Here is a 26,240-nt window from a genome sequence, read left to right on the forward strand (position 1 = left end):
ACAGAGAATAAATAAGCCGGACATTTCGTCCGGCTTATTTATTGTAGCAATGAGGTTAGGAATAAAGCTGAAACACAACAACTAGAGCTGGAATGAACCCATTCGAGTTTTCAAGTTGTGCGCTAGGCTACTAATCTGCTGACAAGCCACAGCCGTTTGTGAAGCTCCCTCAGCCATCTCTGTTGAAGCACTATTAATATGCTCCACACTGCGATTCAGCTCTTCGGATACAGAATTCTGCTCACTGCACGCCGTTGCGATTTGTGTGCTCATTTGCGCTATGTTATCGACAGAATGTTCAATTTCTTTTATCTGGCTATCAGCATCATTAACTTGCTCAACACACTGAGAAATACCCTCCTGACAATCACGGCTTGAATGCCCTATTTTACTGCTGCTCTCTTGTAGCTGATTAACAATTTCCACAATTTGTGAAGTGGAGTCTTGAGTGCGTTGCGCCAGAGAACGAACCTCATCTGCCACAACAGCAAACCCACGTCCTTGTTCACCAGCCCGAGCGGCTTCAATTGCGGCGTTCAGTGCTAACAAGTTTGTTTGCTCGGCAATCCCGCGGATCACATCGACGACCACATTGATATTGTTTGAGCTCGATTCAAGCTCACGTGCCAGTTCATCTGATTCTTGGATCGTATGTGATACACGCTCAATTACTGCGATAGTTTGTTGTAACGTCGCCGTTCCTTGCTTTGCCACTTCCGCAGCCGAATAAGCAGAGGTTGCGCCAACTTCGGTATTTTGTGCCACTTCACTTACAGCAGCTTGCATTTCTGTCATCGCAGAAGCCACCGAGCTAAGTTCAATTTGTTGATTTTGCATACCAGAGGCGGTCTGAGAAGAAATAGCACTCACTTCCTCTACTGCTGCCGTTAGCTGAATCGTTGAGTCATTAATCTCAGAAACCAACGAATGTAAGTTTGTTTGCATACCGACAAGCTCTTTGAGCAGCGTTCCTAACTCGTCTTTGCTCAATTCGCTTTCGTCGATTTGATTATTCAATTGACCCTTGGCGATTTTGGAAGCGAATTCCAATGCTCGATCAACAGGCCCGCAGATGACTCGAGAAAGCAGCATGGCAGACATTACCATGACCAATGCGACGACAAGCGCACCAACAGCAGCGCTGTATTGTGTAAATGCCGCTTCACTTTGTACTTCTTCACCAATCAAACTCACCAACTCATCGTTCAACGCGAGGGTATCATCCAAGCTGCTCAACGCTTTTGAGTAGGTATCGAAACTTGATAAAATTACATCATTTGCACTTTCAGCATCGCCTTGGCTTAGCAATACGTTGTAAGTCTTCGTTTCTTTGATGTATTGATTCCAAGTTTCTTTAAAAACGCTAAAGGACTGCGTTTCACGCTTATTAAGGTCGAGCTTTTCGTATTCTGCAATACCAGCCTGCACATCAGAACGCCATTGGTCGAGGCCTTTTAACCACTCACCAATTTTGGGGTGATTTGCGTTTGGCAATAAAGAGAACTCATCTTTACGCACTTTAGTAATATCAACTTGGATACCTTTCAAAATCGCAACAGAAGGTAAACTTTTATCTGTTAACACTGAAATGTCTTTATTCAGTGTTAACAAACCTTGCACCAACATTACTGACACTAAACCAAACACGGCAAAAACGGTTAAATAACTAACCGATATTTTCTTTACGACACTTAAGTCTTTAATACGCATGCACTTTCTCCCCGCAGCCTTTCCAAACCTCTCACTTAAGTGAAAGCTTAACCTCTAAAACACACTGTTTTTTGCGCTCGATATCATTGAACGCTCTTATATACATCGGCTTGAGAGATCAAATCTTGACCAGTAATTGATAGTTTTATCACATGCTATTTTAGAGATAGGCTCGCATGCTCCGTATTGTGTCTACATCTTTTCATGAGCGCTTCTCGGCGCAGATCCAAGATCTCATCGATGAGCTTTTCTTTCGCATTTATCCCAAAATGCTGGGCATAATTTTTTACTTTTGCTATCTCATTAGGTTGCAAGCGGTACACCTCTTTCTTTAAACGCGCTTCTGCTTCACTTCTAATCAAACCTTGCTCTTGTAACAATTTAATGATGGTTTCATCGGTTGGATTTACTGCTCTAGCCATGGTGCTCCATCTATCAATTTGAGTTCTAGCCATATGGCTAGATGAATGACGCCGCACAACTTATAGAGCAAAGATGACAGCTTGATTGCAGTGAATGCAATTCGTTGACTGTTGGTATTATTTTCCACCGCTTCAACGGCCACACACTCAATACCTCCACCCTCACCATTGAATAAAGATCACATTCTGATAACAATTTTCAGCACTGGCTTAGATGTCATCCATATTTAACGTGCAAGTAACATTTATAAACAAGAATGATTGCTCTAGTTCAAATGATGGAAAAATAAGATGAAATTTTCGCAGTGGAGCCTTTTATTAAGTAGCTTGATAGCGTTACCCAGCATTGCAGATACCGACGTTTACCTAACGAATAACTCTGATCAACCGTTAACTATTCAAGTAAAACATGAAGGTAGTGATTTGCTTCAATACGGAGAAGAGTGGCAACAACATGTGCAGGTACTTGGTCCGTGGGAAACTAAATCTGTATTAAGCTTCAACCGCTGGGAGGGCGTGAAATCAAATCAAACTTACCGTTTTGAAACGGTGGTTTCTAGCCCCGAAGGTGAAAGCATAACACTCAATCAAATAATGGAAGGCCATTGGTACAATTCGACCATTGAATACGGCTTATCCGCAGCCGATGTCGAGTTATCTCTCAAAGATGATCGTAACATTCATCGTGCCAACACTAACGCTTTTGGTACGAGAGAAACCGAACTGGCATTTAAGTCAGACAGTACCGCTCGATATGATGATCTTTACTACACCATCACGCCAAGCAAGGTAGCGGAGTCTGTCGACAGCGAAGAACAAAACCTTAAGTTGATGACTTATAACATCTGGGCGTTGACGGCTATTGCATCGCACATTGGAGATCGTTACGAACTGATTCCTCAACATGTAAAAGGTTACGATGTTTTGGCGCTGCAAGAGGTGTTTGCCAGCGGCCGTGAAGCATTCTTACGTGAGTTAGCCAAGGAATATCCTTACCAAACAAAGATGTTAGATAAAGAAGGCGTTAATATTCATGATGGTGGCGTAATCATAGTTAGTCGCTACCCTATCGTGAATGAAGCGCAATATGTCTTTCCCGATTGCTCTGGTACAGACTGCTTTGCCGATAAAGGCGTAAATTATGCGGAAATAATTAAAGGAGGTCAGGCTTACCATGTGTTTGCTACCCATACCGCATCTTTCGATACAGACACCGCCCGTGAGTATCGTCAGCGCCAGTTCAAACAAATCCGCGCACTCGCCCAATCTCTTGACATTCCTTCGAGCGAAACTGTGGTATACAGCGGCGACTTTAACGTAAACAAAAGAAAGTTCCCTGGTGACTACCAACAAATGATCGCTAACTTAAGCGCCATAGAGCCTCAGTACTCTGGTTACACGGAGTCAACCTTTGATCCCCGTATCAATAACTTCGCAGGTGAAGCGTTATCAGGTGGCGAAAACGTGGAATACCTTGACTATGTTATGGTGAGTAGTGAATACGGGGTGAAATCATTCAATGACAACCGTGTAGACGTGCCGCGCACAACCGCAGAGAGTTTATGGAAACACTACAACCTTTCTGACCATTTCCCAGTAAGCGCAACAATCAAGCCATGAAGAAAATCGCTTTGATAATCATGTCCGCCATTATGGCGGGCATGATATTTTTAACTTTCAGTCACGATGTTCAAAAAGAAGAGCTCGCTTCCTCTCCTTCCCCTAAGACAAAAAATCAGAGTGTCTCCAGTACATCACCACAAACAAGCAGCATCGTGCCCGATACGGATACTTCACCACAAACAGCTAAGCTCCCTTCCACAGTTCAAATAACGACTGAGCGATTAACTCAACTCAAAGGCAGGAAACTTGTCGCCGAACTTGAGACGTTTTGGCAAGAGTGTATGTTGAACCGTAGTTGTGAAGAGCAGGTCGCCTTGTTTGAGGCGCATTTATCTTCAGCTCGATTCCAGCTTTTGGCGAACTACCCTCAGCTCAGCAGCCAATGGCAAGAGAGTGTAGGAAATTTGTTATTTGATAAGCAACAATCACTGGCGTCGCGTATTGCACAGCTGAAGAGCGAAGCAAGAAGCATCTGGGGAGAATTGGCTGATGTTGTTTTCGCGGATGAGTTCGCGCTGTACGATTTCAACTTAGAAGCCCAAAAGCTGGACACTCAAAGCCCAGATAACTTTTTGCGAACTTTCGAACAACTCACCATTGACTGGCAAGAACATGCAGATGCTATCGGGCTAACAAGCGACCAGGAAAAATATGAGCGTGCGGTCACCCTGATTCCTAATAGTATGAGCCTACCAGATCGCTTGGCGATCATCGCAGAGCTTGAACGAACTTACTTAACGAAAGAAGAAAGTAAAAACATTCATGCTCGTCAGCAGCAAATTACAGAGCAAAAAAAACAAGTCAAAGATTACCAACAAGCATTACAACAACTTGAGTCCAAGCTAAGAACGCAAAGAGCTTCTAGCCATTCAAATTTGTCAGAACCGGAATGGCAAAGCTATTACCAACAAGAAGTCGCGGATTTTCGTCGTGAATTTTTTTCTTCTTAACAATGCGCTTTGACTGACTGGGAACTTAAAAAGGCACGTTGCTAACCAGCCGTCGTGCCTTATGTTCAACTCTCTACTTTTAATTCAGAACAAATTTAAACCAAATACATCTTTCACATCAAATAGCACTTTTTCGGTTTTCTCGCGAGAACGCTCACTACCTTGTTTTAAAATATCAATCAGCTGTGCTTTATCATTCAAATACATAGCGCGCTTCTCTCGAATAGGGCGAAGCATCTCTTGTAAGTATTCTTCTAACACTTTCTTGGTCAAACCATCACCTAACCCACCTCGTCGATAATGGTCTTTTAGCTGTTCGACATAATTTTTATCAGGATGAAAAGCATCGAGGTAGATGAATACAATATTCCCTTCGACTTGGCCAGGGTCCTCAATTTTCAGATGATTGGGATCGGTATACATAGATTTCACTGCCGCGGAAATCTCCTTTTCGGAGGCCCCTAAGTTGATTGCGTTCCCCATGCTTTTAGACATCTTATTTTTACCGTCAGTACTCGGCAAACGAGGTGCATCGCTAAGTAATGGACGGCATTCTCTAAGAACCTCTTTTCCACCTAGATGGTTTATTTTTCTTACGATTTCATTAGTTTGCTCCAACATCGGCAGCTGGTCATCACCCACTGGTACTAGCGTCGCATGAAACCCCGTAATATCAGCAGCTTGAGAAATTGGATACGTTAAAAAGCCTGCGGGAATAGAGCGTTCAAAGCCTTTACTTTGAATCTCATTTTTAACCGTGGGGTTTCGCTCTAATCGTGCGATAGAAACAAGATTACTGTAATACATTGTCAACTCGGCTAACGCTGGAATTTGAGACTGCAACGTGATCGTAGTTTGAGTGGGGTTGATACCAACAGCCAAATAATCTGCAACGACATTGAGAATATTAGAGGATACCTTTGATGGGTTATGCGCGTTATCCGTCAGCCCTTGCATGTCCGCAACCAAGATCGTTTGCTCGTGCTCCGTTTGCAATTTGACTCGTTGTTGCAATGAACCAATATAGTGCCCTAGGTGTAATGGACCTGTTGCTCGATCTCCGGTAAGTATAATTTCACGCTGAGATGTATTTTTATGGCTATTCATATTTGTCTCCAAGTATTTAATAGATCGCTACTGGAGATAAAAAGATCAAACACTCTTAGCTACCATCCAGCAGCTTAAGAATGTAAGTATTCCGCGCCGCTCTATTTAGAGCGCCACCAAGAGAAGGTTGTTAATGAAGGGCGAACGTGTATTTTCATGTTTTTTAAACTAACAGCACACACCGCAGAACTCAATCTGTTTTGTACTGAATTAGAGTGAGTGTTCCAACAGCCAATTAAGAGGATTACATTGGTAAAGACATCGCAATGACCAAAACCGCACCAAATACCGAACCAGAGACAAACGCACACAGTACAGTTTTGTTGTGTTTCCTTTTCATTGATGAACTCCTATCCATAACTACGATGACCAGCCCTCACATCTAATACGCATGTGGATGCATCACGACAACGAGTTAACCAACATATCGCACGTAGGACCAGTACCGCTTTGTTAAATTGGGACCTCGTCCATAACTTGGAGTGTAAATGACTCCGGAACCTACAACAGAAGAAATTTTCATCGCGTTACTGTCCTACCCTCCGGGTTTGTGGCTTAATAGGCAACAGGAACACTTTTTTCTTTTGCTGCGGATACTTACATGGAAGCTGTTTTACATCAGTTGCAATTCTCTTTGTCGATAACCGGACCTATCTGTTTGATGTTGGTACTTGGCGTTCTTTTTAAGCGCTTTGGTCTAATCAACGATAATTTTATCGAAGTAGGCTCTAAACTGGTGTTTCAAGTTACCTTGCCTGCAATGTTATTTGTCAGCATTGTGGCTTCAGAACACGACTTTTCCGCGGCAAGTGGATTCGTCAATTTCGGCGTCATCGCTAGTATTTCGTTTTTCATTTTCACCTACCTTTCCGTCAAACTTCTGTTCAAAGCATCGCCTGACCAAGGCGTTCTCATCCAAGGTGGGTTCCGAGCAAATACAGGTATTATTGGTATCGCTTACGTTGCCAATGCGTATGGTTCTCAAGGTGTGGCGCTAGCAGCGCTCTATGTCGCGGTCACCACATTTATTTATAACGTCCAAGCGGTAATTTGCTTATCGCCCAAGGGGGCAACGTCTGCCTCGCAAGCAGCAAAGATGATGGGCCGAACACTGACTAGGAATCCGCTCATAATCTCCATTGTTCTAGGAATGGCTTTTTATTTACTCGCTATTCCAGTACCGAATGTGGTTATTGACGCAGGAGACTACTTGTCCAAAATGACATTGCCTTTGGCGCTGTTGTGTACGGGTGGCTCACTTGACTTTAGCTTGATGAGAAAAGAGAAAGGTCCATCTTGGTTTGCGAGCAGTTACAAGCTCATCGTAGCGCCAGTCATCATAACCATGGGAGCTTACTTAGTAGGATTTCGAGGAATTGAGCTAGGTATTCTTTTCTTTATGAACGCCTCTCCAGTCGCTGCTGCCAGCTATGTCATGGCGCGTTCCATGGGGGGCAATGCCACATTAGCCGCAAATATCATCGCACTCACTACGGTGCTTTCTACCGTGACCTGTACGTTGGGCATCCTATTTCTTAAGTTCTACAACTTAATATAATTGGTCTGCGATAAAATAAAGACGCTAAACGGCATTGATGTCAGTTACTGGTCGTGATTCGCAAAAGTGAGCTTTCTTACCAGACGAAAAAATTCACTCGCTTCAGATTCCGACAAACAAGAAAAAAACTCTTTCTGTAAATTCGTCATGATTTGATGAACTTGCTTTAAAGCATTTGCTCCCTCTTTTGTCATGCTTAGCATTTTAAGGCGCTGATTCGATTTACTTTTAGAAACTTGAACAAACCCTCTCTTTTCCAGATTGTCCACCATCCGCTTTGCTACACTTCGCTCAGTTCGAACCGCATCAGCTAACGCTTGCTGGCTCATAGGCTGAAATTCTTCTAAAGCGGCCAGTGCACTTGCCATTTCTAGTGTCATCAAATTTTGCCGAGAGAGCTCAGCTTGGGCACGATTGCGGTACATGCGCTGCATCACACCACAAACAAACATAGGACTTTGATCCAAAACGGAAATTGGGGAAATTTTCTGATCTTTCATCGTCGTTTTTCTTCTTTAGGCTTTCATTCGGCCGAAAAGGCTGTGCTGATACTGCACACAACACGCCGTCTTTCAGGCTCGCGTCATAGACGGTAACCACCAAGTGAAAACATAAAATAAAGAGCGCCGAAGCGCCCTTTAATCGTGTTTATTATCACTAGTATAACTCAGTTAAAACAACCAAGTCCTACTCGCTTTGCTGAGTGGGTTTAGTGCTGATCTCAGACAACTCTGCCTCCGACTCTTTTCTCGCACGTCGATCAAACAATCGCTCAACCACTACAAAGAAGATTGGGACGAAGAATATACCCAATATCGTGGCACTGATCATGCCACCAAGTACGCCGGTACCCACTGCGTTTTGACCTGCCGATCCCACACCTGAACTGATAGCAAGTGGTACCACACCCAAACCAAAAGCAAGCGATGTCATGATAATTGGGCGCAGACGAACGCGAACAGCATGTAAGGTTGCTTCGATAAGCCCAGCGCCTTTCTCATAGTAGTCCTTTGCAAACTCAACAATCAGAATGGCGTTTTTGGTTGCCAAGCCGACCGTAGTTAATAAGCTCACCTGGAAGAACACATCGTTATCCATACTGCGCGTCATTACCGCAAGCACAGCACCAAGCACACCAAGAGGAACAACTAACACCACGGCGAAAGGTACTGACCAACTTTCATACAAAGCGGCAAGAACTAAGAATACGACGAGGATAGATAGCGCATATAGCATCGGCGCTTGGTTTCCGGAAAGGCGCTCTTCATACGAAATACCATTCCAGTTCGCCGTGAAGCCTTCCGGTAGCTTTTCTACCATTGCTTCAATTTCTTCCATGGCTTCACCAGTACTTACACCAGGAGCTGCACCGCCTTGAATATTCATTGCTGGCAAACCATCAAAGCGCTGCAAAAGAGGAGAACCATAGGTCCACTCGCCACTCGCAAAAGCAGAGAAAGGCACCATCTCTCCTTTAGCGTTGCGTACGTACCATGAATCGAAGTCTTTTGGCTGCATGCGGTATTCCGCATCACTTTGCACCATCACTTTCTTCACACGACCGCGGTCAATATAATCGTTAATGTAAGCCCCGCCCCATGCAGCTGACAGGATTTGGTTTACGTCATTGATACTGACATCCAAAGCACGAAGTTTGACGTGGTCAATGTTCACTTTGTACATTGGCGCATCTGCCTGACCGTTTGGACGAACACCGACAAGTTTCGGGTTTTGTGCTGCCATGCCCAGAAGTTGCCCTTGAGCCGCAACTAATGCATCGTGCCCTTTATTCAACGAGTCTTGGAGATAGAAATCGAAACCTGTCGAGTTACCTAGCTCTTGAATCGCTGGAGGGGCGAACGCAAACACCAAAGCTTCTTTAATGGTAGAGAAGTACCCCATCGCTCGGCCCGTAATGGAAGCCGCATCAGCGCCAGGCGCTTCACGCTCAGACCAATCTTTCAGGCCGATAAATGCCATCCCCATGTTTTGGCCTTGACCTGCGAAACTAAATCCAGCAACGGAGAAGACAGATTTTACATTGTCTTTTTCGTCTACTAGGTAAAAGTCACGCATTTTCTCAAGTGTTTTTTCCGTCTGTTCTTGTGTTGAGTTAGGCGGCAAAATAGCCATTGAGAATACTGTGCCTTGGTCTTCATCTGGCAAAAATGACGTTGGAAGGTTCATAAATAACCAGCCAGCACCTGCACTCATTGCCAAAAATACAACCAACATGAGACCTGTGCGTTTTAGAAGTTTGGCAACGCCGGTTTCATAGCCTGCTGTCATCGCATCAAACTTGCGGTTAAACCAGCCAAAGAAGCCTTTCTTCTCTAGAAGCTCAGCATCGCCTTTTTTCAGCAACGTAGCACACAATGCTGGAGTCAGAATTATCGCAACCAAAACGGAAAGCGTCATAGCCGCCACAATAGTTATCGAGAACTGACGGTAAATAACCCCGGTAGAACCAGACATAAACGCCATAGGGACGAATACCGCTGAAAGCGTCAACCCCACACCAATCAGGGCACCAGTGATCTGCCCCATCGATTTTTTGGTCGCTTCTTTGGGCTCTAAACCATCTTCATGCATCACACGCTCGACGTTTTCCACCACAACGATGGCATCATCCACCAGCAAACCGATAGCCAGAACCATCGCGAACATGGTTAACGTGTTTACGCTAAATCCAGTCGCGTACAAAATAGCGAAGGTTCCGAGCAATACGACAGGCACTGCGATCGTTGGAATGATCGTCGCACGGAAGTTCTGCAAGAACAGGTACATGATTAAGAATACAAGAAGAATGGCTTCTAATAGCGTTTTAACCACTTCTTGAATCGAGGCTTTGACGAATGGCGTTGTTTCAAATGGGTAAGCAATCTGCAACCCTTCTGGGAACGTTGCACTCAGTTGTTCTAAGCGCTCTTTTACCGCATTGGCTGTCTCAAGCGCGTTTGCGCCAGTCCCTAATGAAATACCTAACCCCGATGCTGGGAAGCCATTATATTGACCTCGAATATCATAACTTTCTGCACCACGTTCAACGCGAGCTACATCTTTCAAATAAACATTCGAACCACTAGCGTCAGACTTAAGAATAATGTCTTGGAACTCTTCTACACTGCTCAAACGACTTGCAGAAGAAATCGTAGCATTCAACAACTGACCCTCCTGCGCAGGTGCCGCACCAAGTTGACCTGAAGAAACTTGCGCGTTCTGTTCACTGATTGCATTTGCTACGTCGATCGCGGTCAAGTTGAACTGCGTAAGCTTAAAAGGATCCAGCCAAACTCGCATCGCATACTGCGCACCAAACGCCTGCACTTGTCCTACGCCAGTTACACGACTTATCGGGTCTTGAATATTCGTTACAACAAAGTCGCCGATATCGTTTTCTGTAAAGTCTGGATCTTCAGAATAAACTGCGACAACCATGAGAAATGCCGTATTGGATTTATTTACGACAATACCTTGGTTTTGTACCTCCATCGGTAATGAAGTCAATGCCAATTGCAGTTTGTTCTGCACCTGTACTTGCGCGATATCAGGGTCAGCTTCGCTATCAAACGTCAGGGTAATTGTCGCATTACCAAATGCATCACTGCTCGATGATAGGTAGCGAAGGTAATCTAATCCTGTCATGTTTTGCTCGATAACCTGCGTTACCGAGTCTTCAACGGTTTTTGCTGATGCACCTGGATAGCGAGCACTGATGGTGATCGTCGTCGGTGAAATCGTTGGGTATTGCGAGACGGGTAAATTGAATAATGACATTACCCCCGCCAACATCGTTAGAATCGCGAGAACCCAAGCAAATACCGGACGATCGATAAAAAATCGTGCCATGATTACTCCTGTTCACCGTTTTGGATAGTTACCGAACTGCCTGGCCCTACCTTTTGTAAACCGGCGGTAATGACTTTATCACCCGCGTTCAAACCATCAATAATGCGCCATTGGCTATTGATCGCTTCGGCAGTCTTCACTGGTTTCGCTTCCACTTTGTTCTCGCCATTAACCGTCATCACTGTCGCTTTACCTGTCGCATCACGAGATACCGTATTTTGTGGTATTAGAATCGCATCAGGGTCGACACCAGTAATGACCGTCGCACGAACAAACATTCCAGGTAGCAACAAACCGTCTGGGTTTGGGAATTCGGCACGAAGCGTCACGCTGCCCGTACTTTCGTTCACATTGACCTCAGTAAATTTCATTGTGCCTTTGTGTTCGTAAGTGCTGCCATCTTCAAGCATCAATGTAACTTGCGCAGAGTCATCTTCTTGCATATGGCCTTGGGAGAGTGATGCTTTCAAACGCAGCAGTTGCGCGGATGATTGCACAATATCAACATTGATAGGGTCAAGCTGCTGAATGGTCGCTAATTTGGCAGCTTGGTTAGCCGTAACCAACGCACCCGCTGTCACACTCGATTTACCGATCACCCCGCTAATCGGAGCTTTGACTTGCGTATAATCTAAGTTGATTTTTGCTGTGTTGATCTTGGCTTTTGCGACTAGGACCTGCGCTTTCGCTTCTTTGTATGCCGCTTCTGCTTCATCCAAGTCTTGTTGGCTGATGGATTTTTTGGTGATCAAGGTTCTGTAACGCTTCACCGTGGCATAGGTCGACTCTGCCGCAGCTTGCGCACGGATTAATTCCGCTTCAGCGCTCAGCAAATCCGCCTGAAATGACGAATCATCAATTTGATATAGCGACTGTCCTTGTTCAACAAATCCACCTTCAACAAAATTTCGTTCCGAAATAATGCCAGTAACTTGCGGACGAACTTCTGCTTCTTTGAATGCTCGGCTACGACCCGGCAGCTCTACTGTCAATGCTTGGCGCGTTGGCTGCACTGTTAACACTTCTACTTCGGTTGCGGGCGCAGGCCCCCCACCTTGGCTCGATCCTTCTTCGCTAGGTTGACATCCAACCACAAAAAGGCTCGACGCAATCAGCAGAGATAGCGTGGTTTTACGTCTCATGAATTTTTCTCTCTTATCTACCGACAAGCCTTCAAGATTCCTTATTAAAAGCTTCTAGAATGACTTAATAATGACTAACGGATGTATATCCAGAACAAATTAATTAGGATGATAAATACCCAGTGTTGTACATACAACAAAATTTACAGTTCTATACGCTTACGAAAAACGTTTATGGTAAAGGTGTTATGAAGTTCTCAAATTTGAAGATTTTGGGTTGGAAATCACATTTTCCTGTGAGCAATTACAATGGTTAAAAAGCAGCAAAAGTGATGATAAAAGCATCATCACGCTGTACAGAGTTTGTTACTGCTGTCTAGGGTTTTTGGCCACTCTGGTATACGAACTAAAGTGAGAAAGGATTGTAAATATAGTCGATATTTCACAAGTCAGGTTCGCCACTTATCTAAAAAATAACCCGCTAAGAAGCGGGTTATTTCATCAGTGAGACTGCTGTTCTCAAGCTTATACTTTGAACTGACTGACCTGATGATCTAAACGTTGAGTTTGCTCTGACAACATGGCTAAAGAAGCTTGCGCTTGGTTTACGATTTCCACAATTGAAGTGCTACTGTCTGCAATGCCTTGTACGTTGCTATTTACTTCGTCACTTACTGTACTTTGCTGGCTCGCAGCCGTTGCAATGTGTGTATTCATCTCGTTCATACGTGAAATCGCGTTCAAGATTTCAGAAAGGGATTCACTCGCTCGGCCAGCGGACTTGATCGTTTCATCACTGCTATTTTGGCTACCGCGCATCACTTCTACAGCTTGTCCTGCACCAGATTGTAGCTTTTCAATCATGGTTTGGATTTCTCCCGTACTCTGCTGCGTACGACTGGCTAAAGAACGAACCTCGTCCGCTACCACAGCAAAGCCTCGCCCTTGCTCTCCAGCGCGAGCCGCTTCAATGGCTGCGTTAAGCGCTAATAAGTTTGTTTGCTCGGCAATACCACGAATTACATCCAGTACGGACGCAATGTTACTCACATCATGATCCAATGTGTTAATGACGTGGCTTGCGCTTTCGATTTCACTTGCGAGGCTACGAATTGAGCTAACCGTTTGATCCAAAATAACATTGGTATTGGTAAGTTCATCATTAGCTGTTTGGCTCGCAACCGCAGCTTCGTTAGCGCTATCGCTTACATTTCTGCTGGTGACTTGCATTTCATGCACTGCCGCCGCTACCGCCTCGCTATCTTTTTGCTGAGAAACGGTCGAGTTCGCGATGGTCGTGGTCAAAGAGCTAAGATTTGCCATTTCGTTACGTAAGGTATTTGAGCTTTCAATTACCTGAGCGACTGTCACTTGAATTTTGGACACAAACTGGTTAAATGCGTCTGCTAAATTGCCAATTTCGTCTTGTGTTTTTACATCGATTCGCTGACTTAGATCACCTTCACCGGACGCAATTTCTGTCATCGCATTTTTAATATCATTGATAGGCTTCACAACCGTTTGTAACAACAAAAAAGCCATCGCGATAGCAGCAAAAATAACAATCACAATGCCAGCCTCAAGAATGAGTTCTGCTCTTGTTGCAGCCGCTGATATTTCGCCCTTCAACTGGCTTTGCTTTTCTTCTATTGCATCTTTTACAACGTTAAGCTGCGCTCTAACCTCGATAAATTGGTCTTCAAAGGTATGTTTGTGCTCGTTGTAGTAACCACGCCATTGAGATTGAGGTAAACGTAGCATCGCTTCATAACTTGCTAACCATTTTTCACCCAAAGAGACAAGCGTTCGAACTTCATTACCATGTGTAGAAGGCATCACACCGGCTTGTGATAGCTCAATCATTTGTTCCATACGCGGCAGCGCTTTGTATGCGTTGTCTTTGTATTCACCGATGTGGTGATCAATATCGGTTTGAGTATCAGAAAGAGCAACACCTTGGATTGCAGATGTAGCTTGGTAAAGATCGCGGTAAGCATCCTCAATCGTTAATAAGTTCGGCACGATCTGTTCGTTGAGTGTCTCACTCAATTCAGATTGCTTCCAACTTGTCATAACGTTTAATACAGAGCTCACAATAAACAATCCAATAATCAATGACAGCGGAATCACTATCTTCTGCTTGATCGTTAAGTTCTGGAACATGAATAGACTCTCTTTATTTATGGTATACAAACTGCCGAAAATTATATCAAACAAATAGAGTATACTATTAGGTAAAATAGACTATTCAACATGAAATCTAATGACTTTTTGACAAGGGTTCTAATTTCAACAATTAGTTGATTTTATAGAAAATTTAACAAATAGATCTTTTCAAAATATGCAAATTAAAATGCTCTTTCAAAACGAAAAATATGTAACAGAAAGTGAATTAAAAGGGACCACATTTTGAAGAATAGATCGAATCAATGATTTACTGAGAACACATACAAAACACAGTTCTTGGATTGAGCACCACCGCGGAATATGCAAAGGTCCGAACATTTCTTCTAAAGCTCAAAAAAACCATTGTTTATCTGACGTATTTAAGGGTACTCCTTGATGATGTTAGTCGTGATGTTGGCAGACAGGATGCTTACAAGTTTTCGAAGTTAACCAGTAGCACAGTGAACGATTCAGATTTTCTTGAGCGCCAAGGCAATAAAAAAGTTTGCTATTTTCCTCTCAAGAGACGCATTAAAGAAAATAATGCAACCTAGTCACAAAGTCTTGCTACATCTTCAGAAAAGAATGATGTTGCTAAACAAATCTGGTGCAGCATACACATTGAAGCTAAACTCGTTTAAGGAACTTTTTCATATCAATATGAGAAAACATAGATTTCTCAAAGTTACACCGACCATTCAACGATTAAACTAATGTTAGCGTACCGGTACGTCCAAAAACTCCATGCATGAACCATTTGAAAGAGCCAAAATGTTCCAACCCAACTTCGCCTCAGTGGAGTGGCGAGTCGTTTCGCTCGCTCTCCTACTCTCTCTTCCTAACACAGCTCAATCGGATCCACTAGATAAGGAAATTAGCAACCTTCTCCAACAACGTTTTTCTATCGCGGTTTTGCTGTCCGACACTGACGCAATTGCGTTTGGTATTGGCGACTTTGATCCGAATGCATTATTTGATACCGCCAACCCAGAGTTCGGGACTGACGAGTCAATCAATGAACGTCGAAGCAAATCCGTATATGTTCTCCCTTACACGACTAACTTTGACATAGAGGGCAGCGAGGACTTACATGAGCTGTCGTTTAAGGCATTTACGATACAAACAGAGAATGATCTCAAACTATTCGGCACAAGTAAGGATCTTCTCAAGGAAAGGACATACGGTGCATCGATTGGTTATGGGTATCTATACAAAGCAAGTGAAAACGTCACCCTTAGCACCAGAACGACGACTCACCTTATGCGTTATGAAAACTCATTCTCTACCGATAATAAACTTTCCTCCATCATTGGAAGAATCCTAGACGGCCGTGCCGTTAACGTTTCAGCATGGGCGGCAATAGTTCAACCATCCATTAAAGCCAAATACACGTCTCCCACAAGTTGGGGGAAATGGCATGCCAGTTCGACATTGAATTCATTCATTGGGCACAGCTGGGGAAGCGCAAATAACAGCAATATAGGCAACCCTAAAGGTTGGTACCTATCTAATGAAATCACCGGTTACTACAATATTTATCACGGTGAGCAGGCTTTATTTACCGGGATTAAAAGAGTCGACCTTTCGCATGATTTAAGCGATGAACTGGGAAGCCCGCATTACTACGAAGCTTCTATAGGATGGCTATTTTATGCACCAAAGCCCTTTGATTGGTTGGACAATTTCGGCATAGGCGTTAACTTCAACTACGGCTCGACTCTCAGAGGTGGCAGCATTCAACTTTACTACAACAAACAATAACGCTGTCAGTACAGGAACCAGTTGGTAGCATATATAACAAGAAGAACTAGAAGACACAAAAGGAATGGCAGAGTTAGCGTCTTCGCAAACTTTTTCATGAGACTTGGGTTATCAAACACCACACCTTCCGCTTCTCTTACCCTTCGCTCTTCGTCAAAATGCCATTTAATGGCTAAGTAGGCTCCTATCCCTAATACAATAAGCTTAAAAGCTCCAGCAAAGTAAGGAAAGAAATTAGCCCAACTGTCGTTCATTATCCATCTCCATCAAATTCAATATCAGCTTTGCGGTAGCAGAATCCAAGATTCATGTAGAATGCCCCCCCCAAAGTCAGACTCTCTGGCTAGCGCCAGTCTACTGCTCGAGATAGCTGTCCACAACTCTCTTTACCATATAGGCATTTATTAATTATTTAATAAATAACAAGAAAGACACTAGTACACTTGCTGAAAAGTAAGTGTCAGTTTGGATTGAAACTCATCAGGAATCGAAAATGGTCCGCAGTCGACTTGTTGATCTAGTGAAAGCCGAATTACCTAGAGCCAAATCGTTCGCTAGTATAAAAATGTAGCCTATCGCACTTCTGGTCGAGTGCTAACGAACTTATGATGCACATGTCATTAGCAGTGCAATTTTAAGTTTATCAATTAGCTAAAGTTTCCCACCTTAACTGCCAGTAAGTTTGCTGTGTTTGAGACGATCTCGACATGACTAGTGTATAAATAGTGTGGAGGTTCAAAGTGAAGGCAAGGCAATTTTCCTTACTAAAAATATTGTTTTTGTAATTTTATTTCAGGATTATCGAAACCATCATAAGGATAATTCGAACTAATCTTAATCCATGCTCCTTCAGTTACATTTGCTTTCTTTTACTCACTTCTCGCGACTATTAGTGGCATTTTGAGACAATTTCCTACACTCCTTTCTTTCCCTTAGTTGATATAAATCATGGTTAGAAGAAAACAGAATCACCTGTATTTCTCGATACATGAATCCAAACTGCCCGACTTTTCGTAACTAAATTACAGATAGACACGATTTTTAGTATGGCACGTTTTTGAGGAACCAAGATGTTAGATACCCTCATGCTGTCGCGGATCCAGTTCGCGGCCAATATCAGCTTTCACATTCTCTTCCCGACCATCACCATTGCGTTGGCATGGATGTTGGTGTTTTTCAAGTGGCGATATAACCGCACCCAAGCCCCCGTATGGCTCGATGTTTATTACTTCTGGGTCAAGATATTCGCTCTTACTTTCGCCTTAGGTGTGGTATCCGGCATTACGATGAGTTTCCAGTTTGGTACCAACTGGCCAGGCTTTATGGAACGAGTCGGTAACGTAGCAGGACCATTGCTCGGATACGAAGTGATGACCGCCTTCTTTATGGAAGCCACCTTCCTTGGCGTGATGCTTTTTGGACGAGGACGAGTGCCGGAATGGGTTCATACTCTCGCCACCGTTCTGGTTGCTGTTGGGACAAGTATGTCCGCGTTTTGGATTCTAGTGCTTAACAGCTGGATGCACACACCAAGTGGCTATGAAGTGATTGACGGCATTGTTCATGTAACCAGTTGGAAGGAAGTTATTTTCAATCCTTCTTTACCTTACCGTCTTCTGCACACGCTATTAGCATCGGCGCTGACTGCCAGCTTCTTGATTGCGGGTATCTCAGCTTATCAAATAATGAAAAAGCCAGATCACCGCTCAGCCAAACTTGGCCTAAAAGTCGCGCTGTTCGCGGCGGCTGGGTTCATCCCGGTACAAATCTTTGTCGGTGACCTTCACGGGTTAAACACGCTTGAACATCAACCTGCAAAAATTGCAGCGATGGAAGGTGTGTGGGAGACCGAGCAAGGCGCGCCTCTTCTACTGTTTGCGATGCCAAATAAAGAAACTCGTAGCAATGATTTTGAAGTGGGCATCCCGAAGTTAGCGAGTTTGATTCTTACTCATGACTTAGACGGAGAAATCCAAGGCCTCAACGAGTTTGCGCCTGACCACCCGCCAGTCAAGCCCTTGTTCTTTGGCTTCCGCGTGATGGTTGGTGTAGGTGTCCTTATGTTGCTTGTTAGCTGGTATGGCGCGGTGAAGCTAGCACGTAAAAAAGCGCTACCTAAACCTTACCTGTACACGGTATTAGCCATGACGTTCTCTGGTTGGATAGCCACACTGGCGGGTTGGTATGTTACTGAGATTGGTCGACAACCTTGGTTGGTCAGCGGTGTATTGCGAACATCCGAAGCCGTCACCACGGTTACGAGCAGTAGCGTGATGACTTCGCTCATTATGTACTTAGCCATTTATGCTGCATTGCTGGTTGCGTACATCCATACCCTATTCTATTTGGCGCGCAAAGACGTTGCTGCCCATGAAGTCCCACTGACACAACAAGAGGCCTAATCATGCTCGACTATCTACCAGAAATTTATCTTCTGCTGCTTGGATTCTCAGTCTTTATGTATGCCGTGCTCGACGGCTACGACCTTGGTGTCGGTATCCTATTGCCAAGTGATAATGAAGCTCAGCGTGATCGAATGATAGCGTCTATCGGCCCTTTCTGGGATGCGAATGAAACGTGGTTGGTGTTGGCCGTCGGTATTTTGTTGATTGCCTTTCCTACTGCTCATAGCTTGATCTTGACGGAGCTTTATATGCCTACTGCCATAATGCTTATCGCACTGATCATGCGTGGCGTAGCGTTCGACTTCCGAGCCAAAGCCAACTCGGATCATAAACCTCATTGGGATTGGTGCTTCCGAATTGGCTCGCTAATCACCGCACTAACTCAGGGTTACATGGTGGGTCGTTACATCATGGGATTTGAACAATCAACCGAAGCATTTGGCTTTGCTTGGTTAAGCGCACTTTGTGTAGCGGCGGCGTACGTTTACATCGGTGGCGCATGGTTAGTACTAAAAACGGAAGGTGATTTGCAAATACGCTCGGCGCGTTGGTCTCGCCGTGCTGGTTGGTTAGCGGCTCTGGGTATCTTGGTAGTGAGTGTTGTAAACCCAATTGTAAATCAACAAGTTGCCTTGCGTTGGTTCAGCTTCCCAGAAATCTTGTTGCTTGCCCCAGTTCCGTTAATTGTATTGGCAACCATCTTCCTAGTTGATCGCTATTTGCGTCAGGTTCCAATGGTGAATGATCTGGGTGTGCGCTGGCCTTTCTTTGGTGTCACCGTCATTTTCGCGTTGAGCTTTCTAGGTCTTGCGTACAGCTTCTTCCCAGAAGTTGTGCCGGGGTTGATGACCGCACAACAAGCGGCCTCCTCACCTGCGACATTAATAATCGTGGGCTACGGTGTGATGATTGTTATGCCGGTGATATTGCTTTACACCTTTGTGGTATACCGGATCTTCAAAGGCAAAGCGACAGAACTTAGCTACAAGTAGGAAAGGTAATTCCTCAACAAAGCGCCGCTGCTCATGCGGCGTTTTTTTGCAGTACTCACGACTAAAGTATCTACCCAAGGCGACTGAGTGGGAACGCTGAGAGAATGTAGCGGCAGCCAGTAGTTTGTTCCTAACTAGAACGAGATAACCGTTTCTCAACTATAGCGATACAGGCACAAAAACAGAAAGAATATTTGATGTTACAAAAGGTAGACCACCACTTTAAAACGTTTTGAGTATTTTTTTGCGCTCAATGAGGTTCAAGTATACTTATGCTTTTTATGACTTGTGAACACTCAATTGCATGTTATGTTGCTGTTGAAATAGTACATGAAATAAGGACAAGAACATGAAGATAAGATGCAAAACGACGCAAAGCATTGAAAAATTTAACCCTGATGACCTCAATCCAAACACAGATCTCTTTGGTATGATTGCTGTTGTATTCGTGTTCATGGCTGTTTTGCTTAGCATCTAGTAGTACTACGTTCATTCTTGTGGCCGTATTCATACCTCATGTGATATGGGTGCTAAATTCTAGATTAAAGTGGATAGGCTAACCCGCACCAATCAGATTATGGCTGCCTCTGTATAGCTTCTTCAATTTTGGCGTTGTATAGAGGTGAGATGTGAATAGTTGGCTTGTAGATAGAATGGCGCTTACACCTTGAGCACTCTTGTGTACTTTCAATGACGCATTACTTTGGTGTAGATACGAAAAAAGGCCTGACAAATCAGACCTTTTAGAATGTGGCGGTGAGTGAGAGATTCGAACTCTCGATTGCTAGCTACCAAGTTTAAAACATTTAAAATCAACCACTTAAATATATACAACTTCCATTGTTTGTACCAGTTTTTTGTACCTTTTCCTAGACACTCTCAATCGTGATTCCAAACAGGAATACACTTGGTAAATCGACTCCTACAGTAAACATGATGTGAGTGGGCAGCTACCAACCACTACAATGATACTCAGACATACGTAACGCTGGTTATTGAATTTACAATTTAGAATTTTTTTTCATAGAGTTACAAAACTACAGAGAAATAAACAGGACAGTAAATTGCTCAGATAAGAAGTGGAATAATAATGCGTACCGGAAAGGCTATTCTGATAGAAGACTTCATCCTTACAGGAGTTTGGCGAAGCGGTATTAAGAACTATAAGAGCACACTCTGCTCTATGGTTGTGAAGTGGTTGAATCAATATGGGACGCGGAGAGAATCACCACGAGGGATTGGTTAAGCTAAGGTTCATTTACAAAAATATTGGGGAGTACTCAACACACTCCCCATGATATCGCAGCTAATTAACTACTCCAGTTCTCACAACCAGATTTAGACTTGTCGATCACTAAGTCTCCCTCAACCTTGTATGAGATGAAACCCACAAGGAATGAAAAGAACTCTGAATCAGCGGTAACGTCTGTTAGACCTACTGCACATGTATCATTTTCAATCGCTTTATCAGCAGCCTCTTTAACGCTAGGAACACCTAAAGGAACAATGATAATAGGCTTTGCATCCTCACCAGTTACACGAGGGCCTTTGACAAATTCACCGCCATTTAGGTCGACATTTTTGGTCGATGCCAGTGTGAAATCCGCAACACGCTGAGCACAACCCGTAGACAGCAGTGAACCGGCGATAGCAATAGACAATAGTACTTTTTTCATTTCCAGCCTCTGTTGTTATTAATTTTTTTGGGGGGCGGATTATTACATATCATTTGAATTATGTAAGTAACCCACTGAACTGATTGAGTAATATCTAGACGCCTTGTGTGTATATTGCTCAACATACCCATTAGGTATACCCAAACGACTACGGTCAAACCTTGATCAAACAGTACCCAATAGGGTTGAATTTGAATTGTGACCACAATAAAATTTCTAACATCTTAGAGTTAAACGGGTACACCTAATGGCACACATAGCTTATCTACGTGTTTCGACCACAAACCAAAATACAGACCGTCAACTTACAGATTCTGGTATCACCTTTGATAAGAGCTTTACAGATAAATGCAGTGGTGGCTCAACTAAACGACCAGCATTAGAAGCTCTTAAAGACTACGTTCGAGAAGGAGATACAATCCACGTTCATAGCATCGACCGCCTAGCGCGTAATTTGGTTGATTTAAAGCAGCTAATAAACGACTGGACTAACCAAGGTGTTAGCGTGAGATTCCACAAGGAAAACCTAAGCTTTAATGCTGGTGGAAGCGATCATATGTCTGAGCTCATGCTGAACATGCTAGGAGCTGTAGCTCAATTCGAGTTAGCAATGATTCAGGAAAGACGTCAGGAAGGCATTGAGAAAGCTAAAGCAGCAGGGAAATATAAAGGTAGACCAACTAACACAACTAACCACCAGCGTATCGCTGAGCTACGTTCACAAGGAATGTCTTTAAGGAAAATAGCAGCTCAAGTAGGAGTCTCTCTTTCAACAGTACAAAGAGCTCTATCAACAAACCTCAAGTAAGTAAAAATCAAAAAACCAAGCGCACATATTGTGTAAAAATAGCTGGGCAGTGCAATCGTGATGGATTCGCATTACCCCGAACCCTCCCCCCCTCCTAGGGTTCCAATCAAACCAAAAAGAGAAACATTAATAATCAGTCATAGACCTACAGGTACATAACACACTATGAATCAATTCATGGCAGATAGCAGATTTGCGTATTTAGACCCTCGAACTCTCATACTCGATCCCGCGATGCAAGCCCGTGACGTTGAACTCATAAAAGACAAACGAGTACGTTCAGCGCAAGAGATTAAGCAAGAGAGTCAAAGCAAGGAGATTCTTGAAGATCTTCGTAATGGACAGCCTATACAGCCTATAAGGCAGCCTATCACTGTTTTTGTGGTTGATGATAAGTATTACGTAGTGGATGGTTTCCACCGCACTGGAGCTTGTTTGAAGTACCTTGAAGAAAACCCCGATGCTGAATTGATGATTAACTCGTTGATCATAGAAAACCGTACTTACGCTGAGGCATTCTCAGCAGCCCAAGATGTCAATCAAGCGCATGGGGTTGGAGTTACTAAAGATGAAGTAATGCAAGCTCAGTTTCGCAAGCTAATTGTTAACCGAGAGTTTGACCTAAGCGTCTCTCAAGTATGTGAGCTTGTTGGATGTAGTCGTGGTCAGGCTGCACACATTGCTAACGGCTTAAAAGCTTGTAAAGAAGCATTAGGGACTGACATCGAGATGAACGACTTAGAGAGCTTTGTTGAAGGCCTCCAGTTTGGCTTGGAGTCACGTTATTACCTACCCCAAAGCTGCTGGGACTCTAAGGGGTTTCCGAAGATTAGACGCCTCTCAGATGCTTTTAAGGGCAAAGATAATATATCTGACAAAGATGATGAGCAGTGGGAGCAAAAGCAAATTAAAGACGTCTCAAATAGCATCAGCCGCCTCATTGAGTTCTTTGGAGAGGATATCTTCAGGGAAGGTTTAAGAAAGGTCACTAGGAGATCTCAATTAGGTATCTCGATATCTCAACGGAGTAAGTGGCTGGAACAAGCTGGGACTATCGAAGGGAGTATTCAAGATAAAAATAGTGGAAATAAAGCCCCTAACGTAACCGAAAACTACGACTTTTAGAAATAACATTGCGAGCTCGTAAGCCTTATACCACAAGGCCTACGGGCTATTTAAGACCAAAGTGTACACGTGTGAACAGTGGGGAGACTTTAGGTGTACACAACAGTGTAAATACATTAACTAAAAGCTACCAAAGACGTGGGACAGCCAACCTAGGCAAACAGTCTATTGCTTTCTTCTTAGCCTTCATATCAACCGTACCGTATGCTGCACCGATATTAGCCGGAGCGTGACCAGTGATAGCATCACTAACAGAATCAACCACTCCTAGACCACGCAAAACTGTTCTCAAAGAGTGCCTAAACGAGTGTGATGGCTGCTTGGTTATGCCTACCGTCTTGACCTGTTTACTCCACCACTTACCAATAGCACCAGACCTTTTACCGTGTTTGTTTGGCTTGTGCTCAGGGAATAGAAACTCTCCACAGGACGCCACATAATCCAAAAAGCCTAAATCAATGAGGTGCTCATGAATCGGTACTTGTCGAACAGACTTAACGTTTTTTACGTTCTGCTCTTCACCCTCACGAACATAAATAAAGTGAATATCTTCGTCTGATCGTTGTATATCTGAACTTCTGAGTTGAACCATTTCTTCAATCCGAGAACCCGTATACCTGCATAGAAGAGGCACCCAATAACAAGCCATGCCATAAGGCTTACTAGCAGTGACATCAGTGAATATATCTAGCTTAAATAACTGATTGATCTCACTAGGAGTAAAACCTTTAGCTTCCGCTACCGCAGACTTATTCTGTACTTTAGGAAGTGTTACGCCTTTGTACGGGTTGACGTCTATCAGACCAAGCTCAACAGCATAGCCAAATACAGGAGAAGTCTTTCTGAGAATAGTCTTAACGGTTGAAGGAGATATTGTCTCAAGCCCTTTTGTTTTAACAAGCTCAAGCTGCTCAGGTACTGATTTGTTTCTAATCTCTTTAGCTTTAGACTTAGGCAATTGTAACAGGGTATCTTTGTATTTTGAGATATGACCTCTCGTTACATCAGCAACATCTAGATCCCCTATTATCTCTATAAGACGCTCTATCTGAGACTCAACCTCTGCCAAGGATTGAGAAGCTTTGCCATTAATAGATGCAGACTCAAGGTAACGCTTCAATAGGCTCGAAATGGAGTTCTGAGATGGTTTCAAAGCCCTAGACGGTATCTTATCAGGCTTAGACACTGAAAGGGACTCACTAGCGATTGGAGTGGTCACTGGCTCATACCCAAAGTCTCGCTTGTGACGAGCCAAACAGAGAGACTCAACTCGACGGGCGTAATCGTAAAAAGCGTAAACCAAACGTCTATATGAAGCGCTTGTCTCACATACAACTAAACCTTCTATGTTTAGCTGTTCTTCAATGAAATCTTTCAAGCCTTCCAAAAGCTCTTGATATTCCTCTTCAGTAGCTTTTGACGCATCTAGACCACTAAACTCAAATGTGTCAGATAAGCCGAATACGTGGAGACGCTTATCGCCCTCAACGCCATACCATTCATATCGAAGATAGCAATCATAGTTACCATTACCATCAACCTCATCTTTGACACGCAGATACCAACGCTCGGCAATGATCGCGCAATCACGGACATTAAGCTCAATATCAGATGAATTAGATAGCTTTAAATTAGCGAAGTCGATTTGCTTGAGCGCATCATCAAGATGCTGAGGAAATCGCTGCTTTGCTTCAGAAAGGTTTTTCGTTTGAAGAGATTTCTTGAAGACTGTCTTACCGATTATAGGAACCAGCTTTTTTGGGACAGCCATTCTAAAGTAGTAAACACCAGTCTGAGGATGCTTATAAGGACTTGCCATGATGTTCGACATTGTACCTACTCTTTGTACCAGTAGGCAGCTTACATTAAAACACCAAACCCCTGTATTATAAGAAGTTCTTACACTACAAGGGCTTATAGAATGTGGCGGTGAGTGAGAGATTCGAACTCTCGATACGTTGCCGTATACACACTTTCCAGGCGTGCTCCTTCAGCCACTCGGACAACTCACCGAATCAAATTTTGGTTAGCATCATTGGCTAACGAGGCGCTAATTTAATGATTATGTGCCTGATGGTCAAGGCTAAACATAAAAAAAAGCGCCCTTTTCGAATCGATTGCTCACTAAGTAACTAAATTGAGCAAAACTGGGGCATTTACATGCTTTGAGAATAACCGGGAACACGGAACCAACGGCGGCACATGTCCAAGAAGTACCCATACAACACACCCATGCCACAAGAAATAACAGCGTTACTTGCCACTGCGGTCACAATTTGATCTGTAGACGCGCCAACTGCGAATAAAATACCCGCATAAACTGGAGATTGAAATAGTACATAAGCGACCAGATCAGAGATGTTCTTCATAAAGGAAGACGGCGACACCTTACTACCTTGATGCAGCACCCAATCACGAAAAACCCCATACGGCCAAGCAATGGCGATATTCACTGGAATCGATAGCGTACGCGATGCTAGAGATTGCTCAAATGTCATCCCTGAAATCAAAATCTCGACAATCATCCCTGTGATAAAGCAAAAAACAACCATAGCAAAGGTATCCGCTGCGGCGTGACGAATACAAAATGGTCCACGAGACTTCATTTACAAAACCCTTAAAATCAAACACTGCAATTAATAAAAACAATAAAACTATTAACCACTAAAAAGACACCAAGCCAGTTAATGATGCAATTAGAGCACACAAAAACCAGCTTATGGTTCTGTATTTAAAATTAAGTTGTAAATTTATAACCAACTTTTAAAGTAAAAGTAGTTTTTTTCACCAATGGCGAGTAAAAACGCCTAAAATCACGTAAAAATGGTACAAAAACACGGATTTCACTTACATAAAAAGGGGTTACGATAATTATTTCGACGTAAAGTTAGAACAAAACTCGGACCGAAAACAGTCACTCCTATAGCTTATGCTACCAAGTTGCGAAAATTCAGAGTATTACCGATATAATCACAGTAGAAGGTCTTGCTGTTTTACTCGTAAAAG

General features: G+C 43.5%; 20 protein-coding genes and 2 tRNA genes. 9 read left to right on the forward strand and 13 right to left on the reverse strand.

Annotated features, from left to right (window positions below):
• Positions 1–81: 81 nt before the first annotated feature.
• Together R7O03_RS11110 and R7O03_RS11115 are read right to left on the reverse strand one after the other, a co-directional pair.
• On the reverse strand, positions 82–1,710 hold the full coding sequence (locus R7O03_RS11110) for a methyl-accepting chemotaxis protein (protein WP_054575122.1): 1,629 nt from the start codon (positions 1,708–1,710) through the stop codon (positions 82–84).
• A gap of 155 nt (positions 1,711–1,865) precedes the next feature.
• A complete protein-coding gene (locus tag R7O03_RS11115; protein WP_017634954.1) occupies positions 1,866–2,132 on the reverse strand; it encodes a hypothetical protein in 267 nt (88 codons plus the stop codon).
• 291 nt (positions 2,133–2,423) lie between these two features.
• Between R7O03_RS11115 and R7O03_RS11120 the strand changes: the two genes are divergently transcribed.
• Both R7O03_RS11120 and R7O03_RS11125 read left to right on the forward strand, forming a co-directional pair.
• Positions 2,424–3,752 carry a sphingomyelin phosphodiesterase gene (locus R7O03_RS11120; RefSeq protein WP_151514658.1) on the forward strand — a complete coding sequence of 443 codons (1,329 nt, stop codon included), beginning with the start codon at positions 2,424–2,426 and terminating at the stop codon, positions 3,750–3,752.
• Positions 3,749–4,705 (forward strand): ATP-dependent dsDNA exonuclease, encoded by a 957-nt coding sequence (locus R7O03_RS11125; RefSeq protein WP_167415115.1) that lies wholly within the window; start codon positions 3,749–3,751, stop codon positions 4,703–4,705. Before R7O03_RS11120 ends, R7O03_RS11125 begins: the two co-directional genes overlap by 4 nt.
• Before the next feature lie 84 nt (positions 4,706–4,789).
• Here R7O03_RS11125 and trpS read toward each other — a convergent pair whose 3' ends face one another.
• Positions 4,790–5,812, reverse strand: a complete 1,023-nt coding sequence (trpS, locus tag R7O03_RS11130; protein WP_318131709.1) for a tryptophan--tRNA ligase — start codon at positions 5,810–5,812, stop codon at positions 4,790–4,792.
• Between the two features lie 601 nt (positions 5,813–6,413).
• Here trpS and R7O03_RS11135 point away from each other — a divergent pair.
• Entirely contained in the window at positions 6,414–7,370 is a 957-nt protein-coding gene (locus R7O03_RS11135; protein ID WP_005388415.1) for an AEC family transporter, read from the forward strand.
• 44 nt (positions 7,371–7,414) lie between these two features.
• Here the strand turns inward: R7O03_RS11135 and R7O03_RS11140 are convergent, their stop codons facing one another.
• The 4 genes from R7O03_RS11140 to R7O03_RS11155 form a co-directional block, all read right to left on the reverse strand.
• Positions 7,415–7,870: a MarR family winged helix-turn-helix transcriptional regulator gene (locus tag R7O03_RS11140; RefSeq protein ID WP_017635039.1), complete on the reverse strand. Its 456-nt coding sequence runs from the start codon at positions 7,868–7,870 to the stop codon at positions 7,415–7,417.
• Positions 7,871–8,057: 187 nt separating this feature from the next.
• On the reverse strand, positions 8,058–11,219 hold the full coding sequence (locus tag R7O03_RS11145; RefSeq protein ID WP_318131710.1) for an efflux RND transporter permease subunit: 3,162 nt from the start codon (positions 11,217–11,219) through the stop codon (positions 8,058–8,060).
• Positions 11,220–11,221: 2 nt separating this feature from the next.
• On the reverse strand, positions 11,222–12,361 hold the full coding sequence (locus R7O03_RS11150; protein WP_053349487.1) for an efflux RND transporter periplasmic adaptor subunit: 1,140 nt from the start codon (positions 12,359–12,361) through the stop codon (positions 11,222–11,224).
• A 465-nt stretch (positions 12,362–12,826) separates the two neighbouring features.
• Positions 12,827–14,464, reverse strand: a complete 1,638-nt coding sequence (locus tag R7O03_RS11155) for a methyl-accepting chemotaxis protein (protein WP_318131711.1) — start codon at positions 14,462–14,464, stop codon at positions 12,827–12,829.
• A gap of 774 nt (positions 14,465–15,238) precedes the next feature.
• Here R7O03_RS11155 and R7O03_RS11160 point away from each other — a divergent pair.
• On the forward strand, positions 15,239–16,228 hold the full coding sequence (locus R7O03_RS11160; protein ID WP_318131712.1) for a Solitary outer membrane autotransporter beta-barrel domain: 990 nt from the start codon (positions 15,239–15,241) through the stop codon (positions 16,226–16,228).
• A gap of 5 nt (positions 16,229–16,233) precedes the next feature.
• Here the strand turns inward: R7O03_RS11160 and R7O03_RS11165 are convergent, their stop codons facing one another.
• Complete coding sequence (locus R7O03_RS11165; RefSeq protein ID WP_005378271.1) at positions 16,234–16,482, reverse strand: hypothetical protein; 249 nt, start codon at positions 16,480–16,482, stop codon at positions 16,234–16,236.
• A gap of 816 nt (positions 16,483–17,298) precedes the next feature.
• Between R7O03_RS11165 and R7O03_RS11170 the strand changes: the two genes are divergently transcribed.
• The 3 genes from R7O03_RS11170 (at position 17,299) to R7O03_RS11180 (ending at position 20,103) form a co-directional block, all read left to right on the forward strand.
• Positions 17,299–18,630, forward strand: a complete 1,332-nt coding sequence (locus tag R7O03_RS11170) for a cytochrome ubiquinol oxidase subunit I (RefSeq protein ID WP_262639266.1) — start codon at positions 17,299–17,301, stop codon at positions 18,628–18,630.
• 2 nt (positions 18,631–18,632) lie between these two features.
• Complete coding sequence (locus R7O03_RS11175) at positions 18,633–19,625, forward strand: cytochrome d ubiquinol oxidase subunit II (protein WP_005388401.1); 993 nt, start codon at positions 18,633–18,635, stop codon at positions 19,623–19,625.
• A gap of 349 nt (positions 19,626–19,974) precedes the next feature.
• A complete protein-coding gene (locus R7O03_RS11180) occupies positions 19,975–20,103 on the forward strand; it encodes a hypothetical protein (RefSeq protein ID WP_017635045.1) in 129 nt (42 codons plus the stop codon).
• Positions 20,104–20,376: 273 nt separating this feature from the next.
• On the opposite strand, the gene R7O03_RS11185 is transcribed toward R7O03_RS11180, so the two are convergent.
• Together R7O03_RS11185 and R7O03_RS11190 are read right to left on the reverse strand one after the other, a co-directional pair.
• A tRNA-OTHER gene (locus R7O03_RS11185) sits at positions 20,377–20,451 on the reverse strand.
• Between the two features lie 484 nt (positions 20,452–20,935).
• On the reverse strand, positions 20,936–21,301 hold the full coding sequence (locus R7O03_RS11190; RefSeq protein ID WP_029848594.1) for a hypothetical protein: 366 nt from the start codon (positions 21,299–21,301) through the stop codon (positions 20,936–20,938).
• A gap of 247 nt (positions 21,302–21,548) precedes the next feature.
• On the opposite strand from R7O03_RS11190, the gene R7O03_RS11195 reads away from it, so the two are divergent.
• Both R7O03_RS11195 and R7O03_RS11200 read left to right on the forward strand, forming a co-directional pair.
• On the forward strand, positions 21,549–22,109 hold the full coding sequence (locus tag R7O03_RS11195) for a recombinase family protein (protein ID WP_025789109.1): 561 nt from the start codon (positions 21,549–21,551) through the stop codon (positions 22,107–22,109).
• A gap of 177 nt (positions 22,110–22,286) precedes the next feature.
• On the forward strand, positions 22,287–23,234 hold the full coding sequence (locus R7O03_RS11200) for a hypothetical protein (RefSeq protein WP_318131713.1): 948 nt from the start codon (positions 22,287–22,289) through the stop codon (positions 23,232–23,234).
• A gap of 127 nt (positions 23,235–23,361) precedes the next feature.
• Here R7O03_RS11200 and R7O03_RS11205 read toward each other — a convergent pair whose 3' ends face one another.
• The 3 genes from R7O03_RS11205 to R7O03_RS11215 all read right to left on the reverse strand — a co-directional run bounded on the left by R7O03_RS11205 (position 23,362) and on the right by R7O03_RS11215 (position 25,840).
• Positions 23,362–25,065, reverse strand: a complete 1,704-nt coding sequence (locus tag R7O03_RS11205; RefSeq protein WP_025789108.1) for a site-specific integrase — start codon at positions 25,063–25,065, stop codon at positions 23,362–23,364.
• Positions 25,066–25,158: 93 nt separating this feature from the next.
• Positions 25,159–25,246, reverse strand: a tRNA-Ser gene (locus tag R7O03_RS11210).
• A gap of 144 nt (positions 25,247–25,390) precedes the next feature.
• Complete coding sequence (locus R7O03_RS11215) at positions 25,391–25,840, reverse strand: L-alanine exporter AlaE (RefSeq protein WP_005378276.1); 450 nt, start codon at positions 25,838–25,840, stop codon at positions 25,391–25,393.
• Between the last annotated feature and the right edge of the window lie 400 nt (positions 25,841–26,240).

It is taken from the genome of Vibrio sp. Vb2960 (genome assembly GCF_033337665.1).
Classification (GTDB): domain Bacteria; phylum Pseudomonadota; class Gammaproteobacteria; order Enterobacterales; family Vibrionaceae; genus Vibrio; species Vibrio alginolyticus.